Source organism: Imhoffiella purpurea, from assembly GCF_000585215.1.
In the GTDB taxonomy this organism is placed as follows: domain Bacteria; phylum Pseudomonadota; class Gammaproteobacteria; order Chromatiales; family Chromatiaceae; genus Imhoffiella; species Imhoffiella purpurea.
This window is the reverse complement of sequence record NZ_AONC01000108.1, coordinates 1-1,130: the sequence shown is the minus strand read 5'-3', so window position 1 is coordinate 1,130 and position 1,130 is coordinate 1. Positions and strand designations below refer to the sequence as shown.

The following is a 1,130-nucleotide window of genomic DNA, read 5'->3' as shown; positions in this document are numbered from 1 at the left end:
TATACCTAGCGAATGCAGGATTTCGGCTCTCAATGACCGACAATCTGAAAGTTCTCAGCAAGCAGCGTACGCAGCTGCGGTGCATAGCGGTCCAGCTCCGCAAAGAATTCTTTGCAGGCTGTTCGAAACTCGGCAAACCGCTCGTAATATCGGTTGTATAGCACTTGCTTCTTGAAAAACTTCCAGAAGCGCTCGATCAGGTTGAGATTTGGGCTATACGCCGGTAATGGCTCGAGCTGAACGCGGGAAGTCTCCAAGTATTTCGCCACGACCCGGGCTTTGTAGTAGCGGGCGTTGTCGCAAATCACGATGATCCGTTCAGCGTCCGGATAGGCGCTCTCCAACTGTTTGAGCAAGGCGATCGTCGAGATCGCGTCGATGGTGTCGTCCATGCGGTAGGTGAGTTGCAGCGTCTCGAGGTTGATCGCACCGTTGATGTTCAACCGTTGCCGTCCAGTGTTGCTTTGGATCGCCTGGCGCTTCCCGCGCTTGATCCAGCCACAGCCGAGCACTGGATTGTGCTGCGGATGCACCGCATCCATGAAAACGATCACATCCTCCTCGGCCTTGTTTTCCTTGAAATTCTCGTATTTGGAGACGAATGCCTTCTGGGTCTCGACCGAGGGATTTTTGCCCGGCAGCAACGTGGGTTTCTTGTAGGCGTAACCGAGGCGATGCAGCAGTGCGGTCATGCCGCTGGGCGTGTAGCGCACGCCCCAGGTCTGCTCGACGTAGCGGGCTACCTCCGCGGCGGTTTGGTAGATGGTGCTCTGCAGATGCGCATCCAGCGCACGCAATTGACTGCTGTTGAGCAACGCTTCGCTGCCCACATAGCTCATGCACAGCAGGTCATCGAGACCGCCTTTCTTGTAGCGCTTGAAATAGCTGCGCACCGTGTCAGGATCCAGCAGCAGTGCATCGGCAACGTCCTTCACCCCGCGACCTTGACCAAGCAAAATGACCGCATTGATGCGGTACGCCTCGCGGATCTCGCGCACCCTGCGGTGGGCAGCACGTAGCTCAGCCAGCTCTTTATCGCTCAGTCGGTAGTCGTTCATCATGAGGAGCTTACCATGGGGCCAGACTGTTCACGAGGGAACTCTGCCGAAAACCTGTATGAGACAGGTATA

The 1,130-nt window shown here is 56.2% G+C and carries 1 protein-coding gene; it reads right to left on the bottom strand.

Going from position 1 to position 1,130, the window contains the following annotated elements; genetic code table 11:
* Positions 1-29 precede the first annotated feature (29 nt).
* Positions 30-1,061 carry an IS630 family transposase gene (locus D779_RS20500; protein ID WP_232424265.1) on the bottom strand — a complete coding sequence of 344 codons (1,032 nt, stop codon included), beginning with the start codon at positions 1,059-1,061 and terminating at the stop codon, positions 30-32.
* Positions 1,062-1,130 lie beyond the last annotated feature (69 nt).

Bases quoted from the DNA above. Each gene is read 5' to 3' on its own strand.
- D779_RS20500 (WP_232424265.1), bottom strand. From the start codon at position 1,061: ATGATGAACGACTACCGACTGAGCGATAAAGAGCTGGCTGAGCTACGT.